The following is a 17,852-nucleotide window of genomic DNA, read 5'->3' on the forward strand; positions in this document are numbered from 1 at the left end:
TGCCAGTTTTTTTTGAAGAGATAAAGTGTAGTGCTCTCTGCTACAATGTAGAGAGAAAAGTTGCTAATATAGATCGTATACAATGTATAATTAACAAAATTAAAGCAGGTGAAACCCATGAACGGTCTGGATAGCCTTATATTAGAGATAAAAGAGCATTTATTTAATGAAGCCTTATGGTGGAAGATTGGCGAAGGTGCCTTAAGAATTTTACTTATTATCATAATCACTCGATTCATCATTAAGTCAGGCAAAATCTTAATTCACAAACTGTTTACGGTACGAACACGGTCGGCAATTAGAATCACAGAGAGGCGCGAAGCTACATTAATGAAGCTTCTGGAAAATGTCCTGACGTATGTCACATCCTTTATTGCTTTGATGATGATCCTTCAGGCTTTAACCATTAATGTAGGAGCTTTGCTTGCGGGAGCAGGAATTGTTGGCTTGGCAGTCGGATTTGGAGCTCAAAACCTGGTAAAAGATATTATCACCGGTTTTTTTATCATCTTTGAAGATCAGTTTTCCGTTGGCGATTATGTTCGAATTGATCAGTTTGAGGGCACCGTAGAGGAGATTGGTTTGAGGACGACGAAAATAAAAAACTGGACAGGAGAGCTTCATATTCTGCCGAACGGAAGCATTGTTCAAGTGACGAACTTTTCCTTGAATAATAGTGTTGCCTTTGTGGATGTCAGTCTCACTTATGATGCAGATTTCACGAAAGCAGAAGAAGTGCTGCAGGAGCTTTTTCTCACGCTGCCTGAAAAGTATAGTGATATGGTAAAGCCGCCTGAGATATTAGGTATTCAAACGATGGCGGGAGCAGATGTTGCCATTCGGGTTACGTCCGAGACATTGCCAATGCGTCACTTTTATATTGCCCGCATATTAAGAAAAGAAATTAAATTTTGTTTAGAGCAAAATGGTTTTGATGTTCCATTTCCAAGAATGGTTACGTACAGCAGAGAACCTGAAATAAATAGCGGTAAAATGAATATGGGAGGATAAGTATGGAAAAGGAATTTGAATTAAACGATATAGTAGAAATGAAAAAACAGCATCCATGTGGAACAAATCGCTGGAAAATCATTCGCATGGGTGCTGATATCCGCATTAAATGTGAAGGCTGCGGTCATAGTGTCATGATTCCAAGAAGGGAATTTGCCCGTAAACTGAAGAAAATCTTATCAGAATAATACAAAGGAGCTAGAGGACCAGAATGTACTTTTCTATGATTCCTAGCTTCAGCGCCTAGCCCCTCGAGGTCATAAGCCAATCTGTCCAGAAGGTAAAGACCAACCTTCTAGCCATCTTGTCTTATGCTTGTCGTCCCTGGGCCAGCCCCTTGCGCTTTTCGGTTTACCTCTCTATAATTGTGGGAGGTTAATTGATTAGGAATGGAATTGTTTTTGAGTATAGATTATGAAGATTAGAGGAGTGACCTTTGAATGGCTTTAACAGCTGGGATTGTCGGTTTGCCGAATGTCGGTAAATCTACTTTATTTAATGCAATTACACAGGCAGGAGCAGAGTCTGCCAACTACCCGTTTTGTACGATTGATCCGAATGTCGGTATTGTTGAAGTGCCTGACCACCGTTTAACGAAGCTAACGGAACTTGTTCAGCCGAAAAAGACTGTGCCAACTGCTTTTGAATTTACGGATATTGCTGGAATTGTAAAAGGTGCGAGCAAAGGGGAAGGCTTAGGAAATAAGTTCTTGTCTCATATTCGTGAAGTAGATGCAATTTGCCAGGTTGTCAGATGTTTCGCTGATGATAATATTACACACGTTGCAGGGAAAGTTGATCCAATTGATGATATTGAAACGATTAACTTAGAACTAATCTTAGCAGACCTTGAATCAGTTGAAAAGCGAATTGGCCGTGTCGGCAAATTAGCAAAACAGAAGGATAAGGAAGCTGTTTTTGAATTAGAAGTATTAGAAATGCTTAAAGAAGCATTTGAGTCGGACATGCCTGCACGTACAGTTGAATTTACTGAAGAACAAATGAAAGTTGCTAAAGGCATGCATTTGCTGACAATTAAGCCAGTCCTTTATGTAGCAAATGTATCTGAAGATGATGTCGCAGATCCTTCTGGCAATGAGTATGTTCAGCAAGTAAGAGAATTTGCAGCAAAAGATAACGCAGAAGTAATTGTGATCTGTGCAAAAATTGAATCTGAGATTGCAGAGCTTGAGGGTGAGGAAAAAGAAATGTTCCTTCAAGAGCTTGGAATCGAAGAATCTGGTCTGGATCAGCTGATTCGTGCTGCCTACCATTTATTGGGTCTTGCTACTTATTTTACAGCTGGTGTTCAAGAAGTAAGAGCATGGACATTCCGCAAAGGCATGAAAGCTCCACAATGTGCTGGTGTTATTCACAGTGATTTTGAAAAAGGGTTTATTCGTGCGGAAACTGTCGCATATGAGGACCTGTTAGATGCAGGAACGATGACAGCGGCGAAAGAAGCGGGCAAGGTCCGTTTAGAAGGAAAAGAATATATCGTAAAAGATGGAGATGTCATGCATTTCCGTTTCAATGTATAAGAAGCAGGCTGCCAATCATATGGCAGCCTTTCTTTTTTGTTAATTTTCATGACTCGCTTCTAGCATTAAAAATTTTATGAAAATACTAAATTTATAGAAAATAATTCCTGCCTTTGATATGATTAGATAAAAAAAAGAAATTCGGGGGAGGAGTTATGGAGATTACTAGAGCTTTTCTAAAACAGGTGCTGCTCTATTTTCTTATTATTTGTGCGCTTGTTTTAATTGTTTTGTTTCCGCGAAATTTAACAGTGGCAACCGTCGGTGGAACCGCTGAAATGATGCTGGAATACCAATTTTCTTGGTCTGAATATAAAAATAACCTAACTCAATATTTTGAAACTGTTTGGAGTGATAAAAGCTTAGGTGATACAAGACATGAGAGGGTAACGGTTGAAGATGAATTGCTGAGATATGTGCCTGCAAGCCTGAAGATTATTTTTCCTGCTTTTTTTCTCAGTGTCTTCTTAGGGATATTTAAAGGGATTTTTGATTACCGCCGCAAGGGAACAAAGCTCAGTGTGTTTGGAAATGGATTAACCTGGATGCTGCAGTCAATTCCAGATTTTTTTATTGCCGTTTGTATGATCTGGGGAGTCACCATGTTCGTTCCTGACCTAAAACTTCTAAGTCAAAATACTTCCTATAGTTTTCTGCTGCCGACAATTTTAGTAGCCATCTATCCAATGATGTACATTGCTAGAATTACTTCAACATCCCTTTTAAATGAAGACGGTCAATATTACATACAAGTGGCTCGTTCTAAGGGATTTACGCAAAAAAAGGTTGTGTATCGGCATATTCTTCCAAACGCTTTAAAGCCAGTGTTAGCACATATGACCTCCATAATGGTTCATTTGATGACCAGCCTTCTAATAGTGGAATATTTACTGGGGTATGAAGGCATGTCTTATCGGTTGTTTACTGCTCTCGGATATACCAATACAAGTGAGGGACTTAGTATTGGGTTATTTGAACATGGAGTGATTATTGGAATTGGACTCATTATTATGCTGCTTGTGATGCTTGCGCAGCTGACCGGTTTTATCATTAAAAGAAGTATGCGGATTGTATAGGAGGCTGATCAAAAATGAAGCAAAACTATTATTTAATCATCGGATTCCTTATGGCTGCTATTCTTGCCCTTATTACATTTGCTGGTCCGCATCTTCCTTTTATTGATAAGGATTTGGGCGGGGAAAGGATTTTATTTCCTTCCTCAGGTGAGATTAAAGTTGCTCCCTTTCCGCCATCAGATGAGTTTGTTTTAGGATCTGATCGTGAAGGAAGAGATATGCTGAGCTTGCTGGTAGTAGGAGCGAAGGATACCTTTTTGCTCATATTCCTCATTGTCATTCTGCGTTATGCAATCGCTCTTCCGCTTGGTTTACTGGGGGCAAAGGATAAAGGTTTTTTTGCATGGCTTGTCCGCGGCTGGAGTCAGCTTTTTTCAAGTCTCCCGGTCGTCATAACAGTAGCACTTATACTATGCCTGCCTCCGCTTTTGTTTCATGAATCCCGCTTTTTCATTGCCATAGCAGTCATTGCTCTTGTTGATGTTGGACGTGTGGCTTTTATTATTCAAAAGCAGGCACATGAGCTTTCTAAGAAACCATTTGTTGAGGCAGGAGTTACCATTGGAAATAACCCTGTAAAAATGCTTTATCATTATTATTTCCCGAACCTTTTGCCAGAAGTGATTGTAAATTTCTTTAGTGAAGCAGCTCGTGTGGCAATGCTGATTGGGCAATTAGCTGTTTTAAGTGTTTTTATAAGCCAAGGCTTTGTGCAGACAGGCTATGGCAGTTTTTCTGTTGAAAATTCAAGTCATGATTGGGCTACACTTATTAAGGATGCAAGAGCCGATTTTGTCACGGCCATATGGATTCCCTTCTACCCGATGCTGGCGATTGTTGTCTCTGCTTTAACATTTAATATAATTGGTGAAGGATTCCGGAAGCATTTTAACAGGCATATGCCTTCATAGGCTGTGATATTTGCAGTTGTGAATAAGCTCGTTGCATTAAAAAGCTGAATGTGGTATACTTTCAACTTGTGAGTAATGAATAATTGCTCCTTGCCCTATATGGGCCGCTTAGACCAAAAGGAGGTGCAAATGTGATGAGAAAGTACGAAATCATGTACATCATCCGCCCAAACATTGAAGATGAGGCTAAGAAAGCGCTTGTTGAGCGTTTCGACTCTATCTTAACTGACAATGGTGCGGAAGTAATCGAATCAAAAGATTGGGGTAAACGCCGTCTTGCATATGAAATCAATGATTTCCGCGATGGATACTACCAATTAATGACTGTTAATGCTGAAACACCAGCAGTTGATGAGTTCACTCGTCTTGCTAAAATCAGCGAAGACATCATTCGTCAAATCGTTGTTAAAGATGAAAAGTAATAGATAAATTATATTTTGCTGAAGGGAGTTGATTCTGATGATGAACCGAGTTGTTCTTGTCGGACGGTTGACAAAGGATCCGGACTTACGCTATACGCCAAATGGTGTTCCAGTTGCCACGTTTACTCTTGCAGTGAATCGTGCTTTTACGAATCAGCAAGGTGAGCGGGAAGCAGACTTTATCAATTGTGTTGTCTGGAGAAAGCCAGCTGAAAATGTAGCGAATTTCCTTAAAAAAGGAAGTTTAGCTGGAGTAGATGGGCGTATTCAGACACGTAACTTTGAAGGCCAGGATGGAAAACGTGTTTATATCACAGAAGTTCAGGCAGAAAGTGTGCAGTTCCTTGAGCCTAAAAATAGCTCAGGCGGCGGTGGCGGCAGATCCGAGCAATATGGCGGCGGATATGGCAACAGCCCAAGGGAACAGCAGGATTTCCCATTTGGCAATCAGAATCAACGTCAGCAGGATAATCGAAATAATAACCAAGGTTATACACGTGTGGATCAGGATCCATTCGCAAATGACGGTCAGATCGACATTTCGGATGACGACCTTCCATTCTAATGTAACCTTAAATGCAGTTAAACTTAATCAGCAAGGAGGGAAATGACCATGGCTGGAGGACGCAGAGGAGGACGCGCAAAGCGCCGTAAAGTTTGCTATTTCACAGCAAACGGAATCACTCACATCGATTACAAAGATGTGGATCTTCTTAAAAAATTCATCTCTGAGCGCGGTAAAATTTTACCACGTCGTGTAACTGGCACGAACGCTAAATACCAACGTAAATTAACGATTGCTATCAAGCGTTCACGTCAAATGGCATTATTGCCATTCGTTGCAGGAGAATAATTGAACTTCAAAGCAGTATGGAGACTTGGTCTCTATGCTGCTTTTTTATTTTTTAAACCTATTTCACATTAGGTGATTCTTTATGTATGAGTCATTTGTATGGTAGTACCTCCAAAGTATTCATAAAAATTATAATTTTCAAAATAATACATAGTAGAATTTTGTCGAATGTGGTACTATTGTCGTAGAAATGATTGAGTAAGGGGCGATCTTATGCTGAAGTCTATTAAAATGAAATTAGTCATCTTGTTTGTTTTCCTCCTCTTCGCTACATTGGCAGCTGTTGGTTTCGCTGTGAATGAACAAACTAAAAATAAAATTGAAGAGGATGTTGTCATTCAGACTGAAGGAATCGTCTCGCAGATGAACAATACGCTGCAGCTTTTTATGGAAAGATACGCAACAAGCTTACAGCACATTGCATCTTCTCAGGAAGTTCTGAATTTTATTCAGGCTTCAAACGCTGAAGAAGAATACAATACAGCTGGGCTTGAAAAGATTTTGGCTGATTATAATGAGATTAATAGTGAAGTAACTTCTATTTATGCTGCAGCCGCAGAAAGCAAAAACCTTAATATTATGCCAATAGTGGAACTTCCTGCTGATTTTGATCCAACGACTCGTGAATGGTATCAGAAGGCATTGGCTTCATCTGATGAAGTTGTTTGGAGTGAGCCTTATGAAGATGTTGCGACAAATGAGATTGTGGTCACAGCAGCTTATGCTATTAAGGAAAATGCCAGTACAGTAGGAGTAATGGGGCTTGATTTTAAATTAACTCAGTTGACAGACATGATTAACAACATTGAAATTAGCCACGAAGGATATCCGTTCATTCTTTCTGAGGCGGGTACGCCGATTGTATATCCTAAAAGTGATCAAGAAAATATAGAAAATCTTTCTTTTATCCAAGAGATGTATAATCGTGAAGGAGAACAAGGCACTATTCATTATGTTTATCAAAATGAGAATCGTAGGCTCATGTTTGATACTGTGCCAGGGACAAAATGGAAGATTGGTACTTCTTATTCTGAAGATGATTTGATGGCTAGCGCTAAATCCATTCAATTTAACATTATTTTAGTATCCGCAATTGCTCTTATCTTTGCCCTAATGATCATTTATTTTGTGGCTGACCGGATGACAAAGCCGATCCTCCACTTGAAAAAAGCCGTAAGTGAAGTGGCAAATGGAGATTTGCGAGTAAAAGCAGCTATTGTTTCAAAAGATGAAATTGGAATGTTAGTGGGTCAATTTAATGACATGGTGGACAATATGCGGTCATTACTTACGGTGGTAGAAAGTTCTGTTAATGATGTGAAGCTGTCGGCTGAAAATTTAAGCGCCGTTTCAGAGGAAACAAACGCATCCAGTGAACAAGTGGCGGCTGCCATTAATGAAATTGCTAATGGAGCTGCGCAGGCTGCAGAGGATGGCGAGAACGCCAATCGAATGTCTTCAAAATTAAGTACTCAAATCAATGATATTACATCACAGACCATGGAGATGACGAAGCTGGCAGAGCAGGCAGATACAGTGAATTCTGCAGGAATTAACCAGATGACCGAATTGAAAAATTCCTTTGTGACATCAAAAGAGTTTATGGGAGCTACAGAGAATGTTATTCATGAACTCGAGAGCAAAATAAAGATGATTGAAAATGTAATGACGACCATTACAGATATAAGCTCACAAACAAACTTACTCGCACTGAATGCAAGTATAGAGGCAGCTCGGGCAGGGGAACATGGAAAAGGCTTTGCTGTTGTTGCTGATGAAGTCAGAAAGCTTGCTGAGCAGTCTGTAAAAGCAACAGATGAAGTGAAGCAAACGATCATGGACATTCAGCAGGGATCACTCCTAGCTGTTGATTCCATGAATAGAACAAAAGATAACTTTTTTCAGCAGTCGAACGCTGTGCAAGAAACAGAAGGCAGCTTCCGGGAGATTTCTGAACTTGTTAATAAAATGAAGGAATCGATTTTTTATATTTATCGCGAAGTGGATCAAGTTTCCAGTAGTAAGGAAGATGTTTTGAATAGTATTCATAATATGGCGGCAATGGCACAGCAATCAGCAGCTTCCTGTGAACAGGTAAGTGCTTCTACTGATGAACAAGTGCTTGCACTCCAATCTGTTTCAAAATCGGCTGAACAATTGACAGAACTCAGTAATGATCTGCAAATTGCTGTGAATAAGTTTGAACTGCATGATTAATAAAGATGATGCAAAAGGAACACCTTAGATCATAAGGTGTTCCTTTTGTTCAGCTAAACAATATAGCTTGTTCACCCTTGGACAAATCATGGATTAGGTCGGTATGGTTGAATGCGAGCATAAATGTAGCTACAATAGTCCTTATGGAATAGCTGTCTAATGAGGTGAAATAATTGAAAAATGTACATAAGCTAACAGAGGGTGCCGTATTTTTGGCGATCTTCGCCGTTTTATTAATGATTACCATATATGTGCCGGTAATTGGAGCCGTTGTCAATTTTGTGCTGCCGGTGCCGTTTATGATGATTGCCGCAAAGCATGCCAGAAAGGACGCTCTTTTGTTCTTCGTAGCTGCAGTGCTAATCTCCTTTATAACAGGGACCATATTTGCTGTGCCTGTCACGCTTTTATTTGGTTTAACAGGACTTGTGATCGGGGATTTTCTTAGAGAGAAGAAAGGCCGTTTAGAAACCTATATTGCTGGTTCATTGGCCTTCCTGCTGGCTACACTCGGGATATATGCGATTTCTGTTCTATTTATGGATATCAATTTTGTGGAAGAAAGTATATTGCTCATGAAAGAATCGATTGCGATGGCACAAGATATGATGGCGGCAATGGGGCAAGGAGGAGACGAGCTGTTCGAACAGCTTGATGCAGGAGTTGAAATGATTCAGACATTGATCCCGACGCTTTTAATTATGTCTTCTTTTCTAACTGTATTTTTCCTGCAGCTTATTGCATTTCCGATTATCAAAAGATTCGGTGTGGAAGTCAGCAAATCGAAGCCATTCAGAGAGCTGTCATTTCCTAAAAGCATCCTGTGGTACTATTTGCTTGCTATCATTGCTTCATTGCTCCTTCAGCCTGAAGAAGGAAGCTATTGGTTTCTTGCACTAGTAAACTTAACCTATATTCTTCAGATCTTTATGGTCATTCAAGGATTCTCACTCATTTTTTATTTTAGTTATAAGAAGGGGCTCCCAAAAGCTTTCCCGATAATAGCGCTCGTACTTTCGTTATTATTGCCGATTCTCCTTTATATTGTGAGATTATTAGGTATAATTGACTTAGGGTTTGGATTAAGACAAAGAGTAGAAAGCAGAGATGTTTAGGAGCTGAAAGAATGCCTTCATATTTAGAAAAGCGGTCCATCCGCTATCCGATTTTCGGATTAATGGGCGTAACAGCGGTGCTTCTTGGGGTATTAGCATATTACAATTGGATCATCGGTCTTATAGCATTACTTATTGCTGTTCTTCCTTTTTACTTTCTGTTCAAGCTAAATAATGAACAGATCAAAGAAACAGAAGAATATATTTCAACTCTGTCTTACCGGGTGAAAAAGGTTGGGGAAGAAGCATTGATGGAAATGCCTATTGGCATTATGCTCATTAATGATGAATATTTTGTTGAGTGGACCAATCCATTCCTTGCTACTTGTTTTGATGAAGATACGCTTGTGGGCAGGTCGCTTTATGATGTAGCGGATTCACTTGTTTCTATTGTGAAGCAAGAAGTAGAGAGCGAAGTGATTACACTTCATGACCGGAAGTTCCGTGTCATTCATAAGCCAGAGGAACGGCTGCTGTATTTTTTTGATGTAACGGAACAGACAGAAATTGAGAAGATGTATGAGGCGGAAAGAACGGTAATAGCCATCATCTTTTTAGATAATTATGATGACCTTACTCAAGCAATGGATGATCCGACAAGAAGCAGTATAAATAATCTTGTTACGTCCATTTTGAATCATTGGGCAACGGAAAATGGAGTCTTTTTAAAGCGTGTTTCCTCAGAGCGTTTCATTGCTGTTTTTAATGAAAACATCCTGCGCCTTTTAGAAAAAGGGAAATTTACGATTTTAGACGAGGTCAGAGAAACGACCGCAAAACAGAATGTGCCGCTTACGCTTAGTATAGGAGTTGGTACAGGCGTCTCAAGCTTGCCTGAATTAGGTACACTGGCACAGTCCAGCTTGGATCTTGCTTTAGGAAGAGGCGGCGATCAGGCAGCGATTAAGCAGCCGAATGGGAAAGTGAAGTTCTTCGGAGGGAAAACCAATCCGATTGAAAAAAGAACAAGGGTGCGTGCGAGAGTCATCTCACATGCGTTAAAAGAATTGATTGCTGAAAGTGATAAGGTAATCATAATGGGACATAAACGGCCTGATATGGATGCGATCGGTGCGGCTATAGGCATTCAGAAGGTGGCACAAATGAACCAGCGTGAAGGCTATATCGTCATGAATGCTCAAGAAATCGACATGAGTGTGCGCAGGCTGATGGGTGAAATTGAAAAAAATGAAGCCTTGTTTTCTAAATTTATTACACCTGAGCAAGCGATGGAAATGGCTACAGATGACACATTATTAGTTGTAGTTGACACGCATAAGCCTTCATTAGTCATAGAAGAAAAGCTGCTGGCGAAAATCGACCATGTTGTTGTCATTGACCATCACCGCCGAGGAGAAGAGTTCATTGCCAACCCGCTTCTTGTATATATGGAGCCATATGCCTCTTCAACGGCTGAGCTCGTAACAGAACTGCTTGAATATCAGCCAAAAAACAGCAAAATTGAAATGCTTGAAGCGACGGCTTTATTGGCTGGCATCATTGTGGATACGAAAAGTTTTTCATTGCGTACAGGTTCTCGTACCTTTGATGCTGCCTCATATTTGCGGGCCCTGGGAGCAGATACCGTTCTCGTTCAAAAGTTTTTAAAAGAAGATGTCGATACGTATATTAAGCGTGCTAAATTAATTGAGACAGTTTCGTTTTATCGGGATGGCCTTGCCATTGCAAAGGGTGATCCAAACCAGGAATTTGATCAGGTGCTCATTGCCCAGGCAGCAGACACCCTGCTGACAATGGATGGAGTCGTTGCTTCCTTCGTCATCTCGTATCGTTCTGATCATATTATTGGGGTCAGCGCTCGTTCGCTCGGTGACGTGAATGTACAAGTTATTATGGAGAACCTAGAGGGCGGCGGCCATCTGACAAACGCAGCTACACAGCTTCAGGATATTTCCATTGATGATGTTGAAATCAAACTAAAAGAAGCAATTGATGATTACTTTGAAGGGAGAAAGAACGAATGAAAGTTATATTTTTAAAAGATGTAAAAGGCAAAGGCAAAAAAGGCGAAGTGAAAAATGTTGCAGATGGTTATGCGCATAACTTCTTAATTAAAAATGGTCTTGCAGTTGAAGCAAACCAATCAGCTGTCAGCACACTAAATGCTCAGAAGAAAAAAGAAGAAAAACTGGCTGCTGAAGAATTAGAAAGTGCAAAAGAGCTAAAAGAAACGATTGAAAAACTGACTGTTGAATTTTCAACAAAAGCTGGTGAAGGCGGCCGCTTATTCGGTTCAATCACAAGCAAGCAAATTGCAGAAGAACTTCAGAAAAAACATAAAATCAAAATTGATAAGCGCAAAATCGAGCTTAATGACGCTATTCGTTCATTAGGATATACAAAGGTTCCTGTTAAGCTCCATACAGAAGTAACAGCTACTCTAAATGTTCATGTAAAAGAAGCAAACTAATATTGGAAATACAGAAATGAAATAAACATGTTACAATAGATAAGTCCTATTAAATGTGATCGGTTCCGGCTGGTCACATTTTTTAGGACTTAAAATAGTTATTTATGACCTTTATATATATATTATTGTCTAGTTTAGCGCTTCGTTCGCCATGCAGGGCTGAGCAAGGCACTTGCGCATTTCGTATTGTCTAGCTGCAGCGCCTAGCCCCTCGAGGTCATAAGCCAAGCCAGTCAAAAGGTTAAAGAACAACCTTTAGCCTGGCTTGTCTTATGCTTTTCGGGGCTGAGCAAGGCGCTTACGCATTTCGTATTGTCTAGCTGCGGCGCCTAGCCCCTCGAGGTCATAAGCCAATCCAGTCAAAAGGTTAAAGAACAACCTTTAGCCTGGCTTGTCTTATGCTTTTCGGGGCTGAGCAAGGCGCTTACGCATTTCGTATTGTCTAGCTGCAGGCGCTAGGGACTCGAGGTTGTCGTCCCTGGGCAAGCGCCTTCTGCATTTCAAATTAGGGGGTTTTATCATGAATGAAGCATATGCTGATCGTCTTCCTCCGCAGAATATGGAGGCCGAACAAGCTGTATTAGGAGCCATTTTTTTGGAGCCTTCCTCCCTTACTTTAGCATCTGAAATACTAATTCCAGAAGATTTTTACCGGGCATCGCATCAGAAAATATTCAATGTCATGCTGAAGCTGAACGATGCAGGTAAAGCAGTTGACCTCGTCACCGTTACAGAGGAATTGAACGCAGCCAAGCTGCTTGAGGATACAGGCGGTGTCAGTTATTTAAGTGAGCTTGCCGGCTCTGTTCCAACAGCGGCAAACATGGAGTATTATGCAAAAATTGTTGAAGAAAAATCACTGCTGCGAAGACTTATTCGTACAGCTACTACGATTGCACAAGACGGCTATTCCCGTGAGGATGAAGTTGAATCTTTATTAGGTGAAGCAGAAAAAAGCATTCTTGAAGTGGCACAGCGCAAAAATGCAGGCGCCTTTCATAATATTAAAGATGTGCTTGTCCGCACTTACGATAATATTGAAGTCATGCATAACCGAAAAGGCGATATTACCGGGATCGCCACCGGCTTCGCAGAACTGGATAAAATGACGGCCGGATTCCAGCGCAATGACTTAATCATTGTGGGAGCACGTCCTTCCGTTGGTAAAACAGCCTTTGCCTTGAATATCGCTCAGAACGTTGCTGTAAAGACGCAGGAAAATGTAGCGATCTTTAGTCTCGAGATGGGTGCTGAGCAGCTTGTTATGCGTATGCTATGTGCCGAAGGGAATATTGACGCACAGCGCTTAAGAACAGGATCACTTACTGATGATGACTGGGGCAAGCTGACGATGGCGATGGGGAGCTTATCAAATGCAGGTATTTTTATTGATGACACTCCTGGTGTGCGTATTACGGAAATTCGTTCAAAATGCCGCCGCTTAAAGCAGGAACACGGTCTTGGCATGATTCTAATCGATTACCTTCAGCTCATTTTAGGAAGCGGCCGCTCAGGCGAAAACCGCCAGCAGGAAGTTTCTGAAATCTCCCGTTCCCTAAAGGCTTTAGCGCGTGAGCTGCAAGTGCCTGTTATTGCCTTATCACAGCTCTCCCGTGGTGTGGAGCAGCGTCAGGATAAACGGCCAATGATGTCCGATATCCGTGAATCGGGAAGTATTGAGCAGGATGCCGACATTGTCGCCTTCCTATATCGTGATGACTATTATGATAAAGAGTCCGAAGACAAAAATATTATCGAAATCATTATTGCTAAACAGCGTAACGGCCCAGTCGGAACTGTGCAGCTCGCGTTCGTGAAAGAGTATAATAAATTCGTAAACTTAGAGAAACGCTATGATGATGCATACGCGCCGCCTGGTGCATAAGGGGATCAGTTCAAAACTGATCCCTTTTTTCTTTACTATTTTCATATATTACGAACATATTTTAATAATTTTATAAGAAATGTTCGTGTTTTGTTGACTTTCATCCTTCATTATTGATAAAATTAGTTTGTTTGAAAAGGGATTTAAGTTAACCTCGGAGGTGCATGTTAAATGTCATCAGTAGTAGTAGTTGGAACACAATGGGGAGATGAAGGGAAAGGAAAGATTACAGACTTCCTTTCTGAAAATGCAGAAGTCATCGCCCGTTATCAAGGCGGCAATAATGCTGGACATACAATTAAATTCAACGGTGAAACGTATAAGCTGCACTTAATTCCATCAGGGATTTTTTATAATGATAAAATTTGTGTCATCGGCAATGGAATGGTTGTTGATCCAAAGGCTCTTTTAAAAGAACTTGCTTATTTGCATGAAAAGGGCGTATCAACAGACAACCTTCGCATCAGCAACCGTGCTCATGTGATTCTGCCTTATCACTTAAAGCTAGATGAAGTAGAAGAAGAGCGCAAAGGTGCCAACAAAATCGGAACAACGAAAAAAGGAATTGGCCCAGCATACATGGATAAAGCTGCCCGCGTGGGGATCCGTATTGCAGACTTGCTGGACAAAGAAGTATTTGAAGAAAAATTGTCTCGTAACCTGGATGAGAAAAATCGTCTTCTTGAGCGTATTTATGAAACAGAAGGCTTCAAATTAGAAGATATTCTTGATGAGTATTACGAATACGGACAGCAGTTTAAGCATTATGTCTGTGATACGTCAGTTGTCTTAAACGACTCATTAGATGAAGGACGCCGTGTATTATTTGAAGGTGCACAAGGAGTTATGCTGGATATTGACCAAGGCACATATCCGTTCGTAACATCTTCAAACCCAGTCGCTGGCGGCGTAGCAATTGGATCTGGTGTAGGTCCAACTAAGATTACTCATGTAGTTGGAGTTTCTAAAGCTTATACGACTCGTGTAGGTGACGGTCCTTTCCCAACTGAATTAAATAACGAAATTGGTGATCAAATCCGTGAAGTAGGACGCGAATATGGTACAACAACTGGCCGTGCGCGCCGTGTTGGCTGGTTTGACAGTGTAGTGGTTCGCCATGCGCGCCGTGTGAGCGGAATTACTGATCTTTCTCTTAACTCAATTGACGTATTAACAGGAATCGATACATTAAAAATCTGTACGGCATACAAGTACAAAGGTGAAGTAATTGAAGAATTCCCAGCAAGCCTAAAAGTCCTTTCTGAATGTGAACCTGTATTTGAAGAGCTTCCAGGCTGGACAGAAGATATAACAGGCTGCAAATCACTTGATGAGCTTCCTGCAAATGCACGCCACTATTTAGAGCGCATTGCACAGCTTACAGGTATTCCATTATCAATCTTCTCTGTTGGCCCTGACCGTTCCCAAACAAACGTAGTCAGAAGCCCTTGGAGACAAAACTAATAACAGGTATGATCGTTAAGACCAGAGAGATATTCTCTCTGGTCTTTTTTTGTGCGGGATTCGGAGGCTGCGGGATGGATCGTCCCTCTGGTGGAGGTTTGGCGGATAAAAGGTTGTTTTTGGCGGATAAAAATTTTTTACGGCGGATATATAAAAATAACGGCGGAAATATTGTGTTTTATGGCGGATAAATTTCCTGGACGGCGGAAATACAGATTCATTTCAGCGTCAGCAGTTTGGAATCCGGTTAAATTAGGGTAATAGGAATTAAAATACGAGTAAATGAGTGCAAATCAATGCATAATTGAAGGTGTATCCGATAATTTTTACGATATATCTTTAAAATGGGTTTTTATCTGTAAAATAGTACACTCTTACGTAAAAACTCTATCTTTTTCCGTAAACAACATAAACTGTGTGGTTAACGAAAAAGTTTTTTAAAAAACTATTGTACAATGTGCAATGCTATGATAATATAAAAAGCGTCGCCAATGAGCAATATTCATGAGCCATTAGCTCAGTCGGTAGAGCATCTGACTTTTAATCAGAGGGTCGAAGGTTCGAGTCCTTCATGGCTCACCATCTTCACTAATAAAATGGCCCCTTGGTCAAGCGGTTAAGACACCGCCCTTTCACGGCGGTAACACGGGTTCGAATCCCGTAGGGGTCATCGGCATTTGGCAGCTGGGAGCAGACCGACAAGAGCGGTCAATCTCTCAGACGCCATATATAATTAAATGGTCCGGTAGTTCAGTTGGTTAGAATGCCTGCCTGTCACGCAGGAGGTCGCGGGTTCGAGTCCCGTCCGGACCGCCATTTACATAATAAACAAATGGCTCAGTAGCTCAGTCGGTAGAGCAAAGGACTGAAAATCCTTGTGTCGGCGGTTCGATTCCGTCCTGAGCCATCTCAAAAAGCTGTCTTGAAAATAATCAAGGCAGCTTTTTTCTTTTTACAAGTTCTACTAATGTATTTATCCCATCTTGCTAAAATATCACGAAATACCATCTAGATCGTCATTTCGACAAGTCTTTTTGTCTGTTAAAAGTAATAAAATGTCAGTTATTATACAATTTTGTTACATTATCACTTCTATTCTTTATTAAGAAGAATCGTATGGTAAAGTATAGGGGTGTGAAATTTTAGTAGATAAATAGAACTATATGTTTGGAGAATTGTTACAGTAGTCTAGGAGGAGTCACAATGTTTAATTGGAAGGAATCCATAACTACATATACAGTACAAACAACAGAGAGAATGATGAAACAGCTAAAACGGGTTTGTATGACTGCTTTAGCCGCAGGAGCAATTACATTGGCTGCGGGTTCTGCTGCATATGCAGATGGAAGTGAGCTAACAACCGTTTATTACGTATATATGGACGATGAGTATATTGGAACCGTTTCTGATAAAAATTTAATAGAAGAAAAAGTGAAAAAGCAGCTGGAGAGCTTGGAAAATGAGTATAGCGATTTAGATGCCATTCTGAAGTCTCAAGTCTCTTTTGTTCCAGAACAAGTATTTGCTGCTAATGCCAATACATATGATGAAGAAACAGCAGACAAGATCAAATCATCATTAGCGATTAAGGCTGAGGCATCGACCATTGTGATTGATGGGAAGCAAATTGCTTATTTAGCAGATGAGAAACAAGCGGAAGAAGTACTTAAGCAAATAAAGCTCAATTATGTATCAGATGCGCTTCTGCGAGCAGTAGAAGTAAATAAAGCATCCAGTGAGCCTTTACCCGCTTTAGAAGTCAATCAAACACGAGTTGTAGATGTTTCTTTTACAGAAAACGTTTCTGTCTCTGCAGAATCCATTACTCCGGATGAATTAATGACCGTAAAAGAAGCGGTCACTTTGCTGAAAAAAGGAACATTAGAAGATAAAAAGTACAAAGTAAAGGAAGGGGATGTGCTTGGCAGCATTGCTGGAGCATATGACCTGACGACTAAAAAGCTTCTCGAATTAAATCCAGAACTAAAAGAGGATTCGGTTTTAGACATTGGTCAGCAATTAAATGTAACGGTGTTAAAGCCGTATGTCGATGTTGTGGTAGAGAAGGAAGCCTTGCGCAAAGAAAAGATTGACTATGAAAAAGAAGTTATCGAAGATTCTTCCATGTTCAAAGGCGACACAAAGGTGAAGCAAGAAGGAAAAGAAGGCTCCAGGAATGTTACCTATGCTATAACAGAGCAAAATGGCAAACAAACAGCAAAAGAAGAAGTGAACGAAGAAATTATTGCTGAGCCTGTTAAACATATAGTAGTAAAAGGAACCAAAGTCATTCCATCGCGCGGTGACGGCAGCTTTGTATGGCCGGCATCAGGCGGGTATGTATCAAGCAAGCTTGGCTACAGATGGGGAAAGCTGCATAAAGGAATCGACATTGCCAGACCAAGCAACCGCACGATCAAAGCCGCAGACAATGGCATTGTCGTATCAGCTGGCTGGGACGGCGGCTATGGCAATAAAATAATCATCGACCATCAAAATGGCTACCGTACGGTTTATGCACACTTAGATTCAATGAGCGTAAGTTCTGGGCAAACAGTCCAAAAAGGATCCGGGATTGGTGTAATGGGCTCTACAGGACATTCAACAGGTATCCACCTGCACTTTGAGCTATACAAAAACGGCAGTCTTCAAGATCCGCTGAATTACGTTCGCTAAGATTAACTGAAAAAGTCTCTAGTCAATGGCTGCTAGAGACTTTTTCTATTAAACAGAATAATCCGATGCACTGAAAATGTGGTAAATTAAGTATGAAAGCGGCTAAAAGATGAATTCAAGCCTGCAAAATGATAAAATTTTATATAGGAAAGCGAAAGAACTCGAGCTCCTAGCGCCTGAAGCTGGACAAAGCAAAGTGGAAGGCACCGAGAATGGAGCAAAGTATTCGCTATTCAAATTTGCACCTGAA

Annotated in this window: 15 protein-coding genes, 4 tRNA genes and 1 pseudogene; all 20 read left to right on the plus strand. The window is 40.7% G+C overall.

Translation table 11 applies throughout. The features are described from left to right. The first annotated feature begins 117 nt into the window (after nt 1-117). A complete protein-coding gene (locus F7732_RS19120) occupies nt 118-1,011 on the plus strand; it encodes a mechanosensitive ion channel family protein (RefSeq protein WP_151575676.1) in 894 nt (297 codons plus the stop codon). Nucleotides 1,012-1,013: 2 nt separating this feature from the next. After that, nucleotides 1,014-1,199 carry a DUF951 domain-containing protein gene (locus F7732_RS19125; protein WP_066441904.1) on the plus strand — a complete coding sequence of 62 codons (186 nt, stop codon included), beginning with the start codon at nt 1,014-1,016 and terminating at the stop codon, nt 1,197-1,199. 252 nt (nt 1,200-1,451) lie between these two features. Then, nucleotides 1,452-2,552 (plus strand): redox-regulated ATPase YchF, encoded by a 1,101-nt coding sequence (ychF, locus tag F7732_RS19130; RefSeq protein ID WP_151575677.1) that lies wholly within the window; start codon nt 1,452-1,454, stop codon nt 2,550-2,552. 155 nt (nt 2,553-2,707) lie between these two features. Next, nucleotides 2,708-3,628: an ABC transporter permease subunit gene (locus F7732_RS19135; RefSeq protein WP_151575678.1), complete on the plus strand. Its 921-nt coding sequence runs from the start codon at nt 2,708-2,710 to the stop codon at nt 3,626-3,628. 14 nt (nt 3,629-3,642) lie between these two features. Then, a complete protein-coding gene (locus F7732_RS19140) occupies nt 3,643-4,539 on the plus strand; it encodes an ABC transporter permease (RefSeq protein WP_151575679.1) in 897 nt (298 codons plus the stop codon). A 134-nt stretch (nt 4,540-4,673) separates the two neighbouring features. Then, nucleotides 4,674-4,961 (plus strand): 30S ribosomal protein S6, encoded by a 288-nt coding sequence (rpsF, locus tag F7732_RS19145; RefSeq protein WP_151575773.1) that lies wholly within the window; start codon nt 4,674-4,676, stop codon nt 4,959-4,961. A 37-nt stretch (nt 4,962-4,998) separates the two neighbouring features. Then, nucleotides 4,999-5,526, plus strand: a complete 528-nt coding sequence (ssb, locus tag F7732_RS19150) for a single-stranded DNA-binding protein (protein ID WP_066441915.1) — start codon at nt 4,999-5,001, stop codon at nt 5,524-5,526. A gap of 48 nt (nt 5,527-5,574) precedes the next feature. After that, a complete protein-coding gene (rpsR, locus tag F7732_RS19155) occupies nt 5,575-5,814 on the plus strand; it encodes a 30S ribosomal protein S18 (protein WP_066188608.1) in 240 nt (79 codons plus the stop codon). 231 nt (nt 5,815-6,045) lie between these two features. Then, nucleotides 6,046-7,083: pseudogene (locus tag F7732_RS23495) on the plus strand (cache domain-containing protein); the annotation flags it as partial. A gap of 6 nt (nt 7,084-7,089) precedes the next feature. Further along, nucleotides 7,090-8,031, plus strand: coding sequence for a methyl-accepting chemotaxis protein (locus tag F7732_RS23500; protein WP_420837705.1), 942 nt, complete (start codon nt 7,090-7,092; stop codon nt 8,029-8,031). A gap of 173 nt (nt 8,032-8,204) precedes the next feature. Continuing rightward, entirely contained in the window at nt 8,205-9,146 is a 942-nt protein-coding gene (locus tag F7732_RS19165) for a YybS family protein (protein ID WP_151575681.1), read from the plus strand. 11 nt (nt 9,147-9,157) lie between these two features. Then, entirely contained in the window at nt 9,158-11,131 is a 1,974-nt protein-coding gene (locus F7732_RS19170) for a DHH family phosphoesterase (protein WP_151575682.1), read from the plus strand. Further along, nucleotides 11,128-11,577 carry a 50S ribosomal protein L9 gene (rplI, locus tag F7732_RS19175; protein ID WP_151575683.1) on the plus strand — a complete coding sequence of 150 codons (450 nt, stop codon included), beginning with the start codon at nt 11,128-11,130 and terminating at the stop codon, nt 11,575-11,577. The genes F7732_RS19170 and rplI overlap by 4 nt, the downstream gene beginning before the upstream one ends. Before the next feature lie 520 nt (nt 11,578-12,097). Next, nucleotides 12,098-13,462, plus strand: coding sequence for a replicative DNA helicase (gene dnaB, locus F7732_RS19180; protein ID WP_066441924.1), 1,365 nt, complete (start codon nt 12,098-12,100; stop codon nt 13,460-13,462). Between the two features lie 171 nt (nt 13,463-13,633). Beyond that, nucleotides 13,634-14,926: an adenylosuccinate synthase gene (locus F7732_RS19185; RefSeq protein WP_151575684.1), complete on the plus strand. Its 1,293-nt coding sequence runs from the start codon at nt 13,634-13,636 to the stop codon at nt 14,924-14,926. A 506-nt stretch (nt 14,927-15,432) separates the two neighbouring features. Continuing rightward, a tRNA-Lys gene (locus tag F7732_RS19190) sits at nt 15,433-15,508 on the plus strand. A gap of 16 nt (nt 15,509-15,524) precedes the next feature. Continuing rightward, nucleotides 15,525-15,596 (plus strand) — tRNA-Glu (locus F7732_RS19195). 69 nt (nt 15,597-15,665) lie between these two features. Then, nucleotides 15,666-15,742, plus strand: a tRNA-Asp gene (locus F7732_RS19200). Between the two features lie 18 nt (nt 15,743-15,760). After that, nucleotides 15,761-15,833, plus strand: a tRNA-Phe gene (locus F7732_RS19205). Between the two features lie 296 nt (nt 15,834-16,129). Next, a complete protein-coding gene (locus F7732_RS19210; RefSeq protein WP_151575685.1) occupies nt 16,130-17,602 on the plus strand; it encodes a M23 family metallopeptidase in 1,473 nt (490 codons plus the stop codon). The last annotated feature ends 250 nt before the right edge of the window (nt 17,603-17,852 follow it).

The sequence above is a fragment of the Bacillus mesophilum genome (assembly GCF_008923265.1).
Lineage (GTDB): Bacteria > Bacillota > Bacilli > Bacillales > Cytobacillaceae > Cytobacillus > Cytobacillus mesophilum.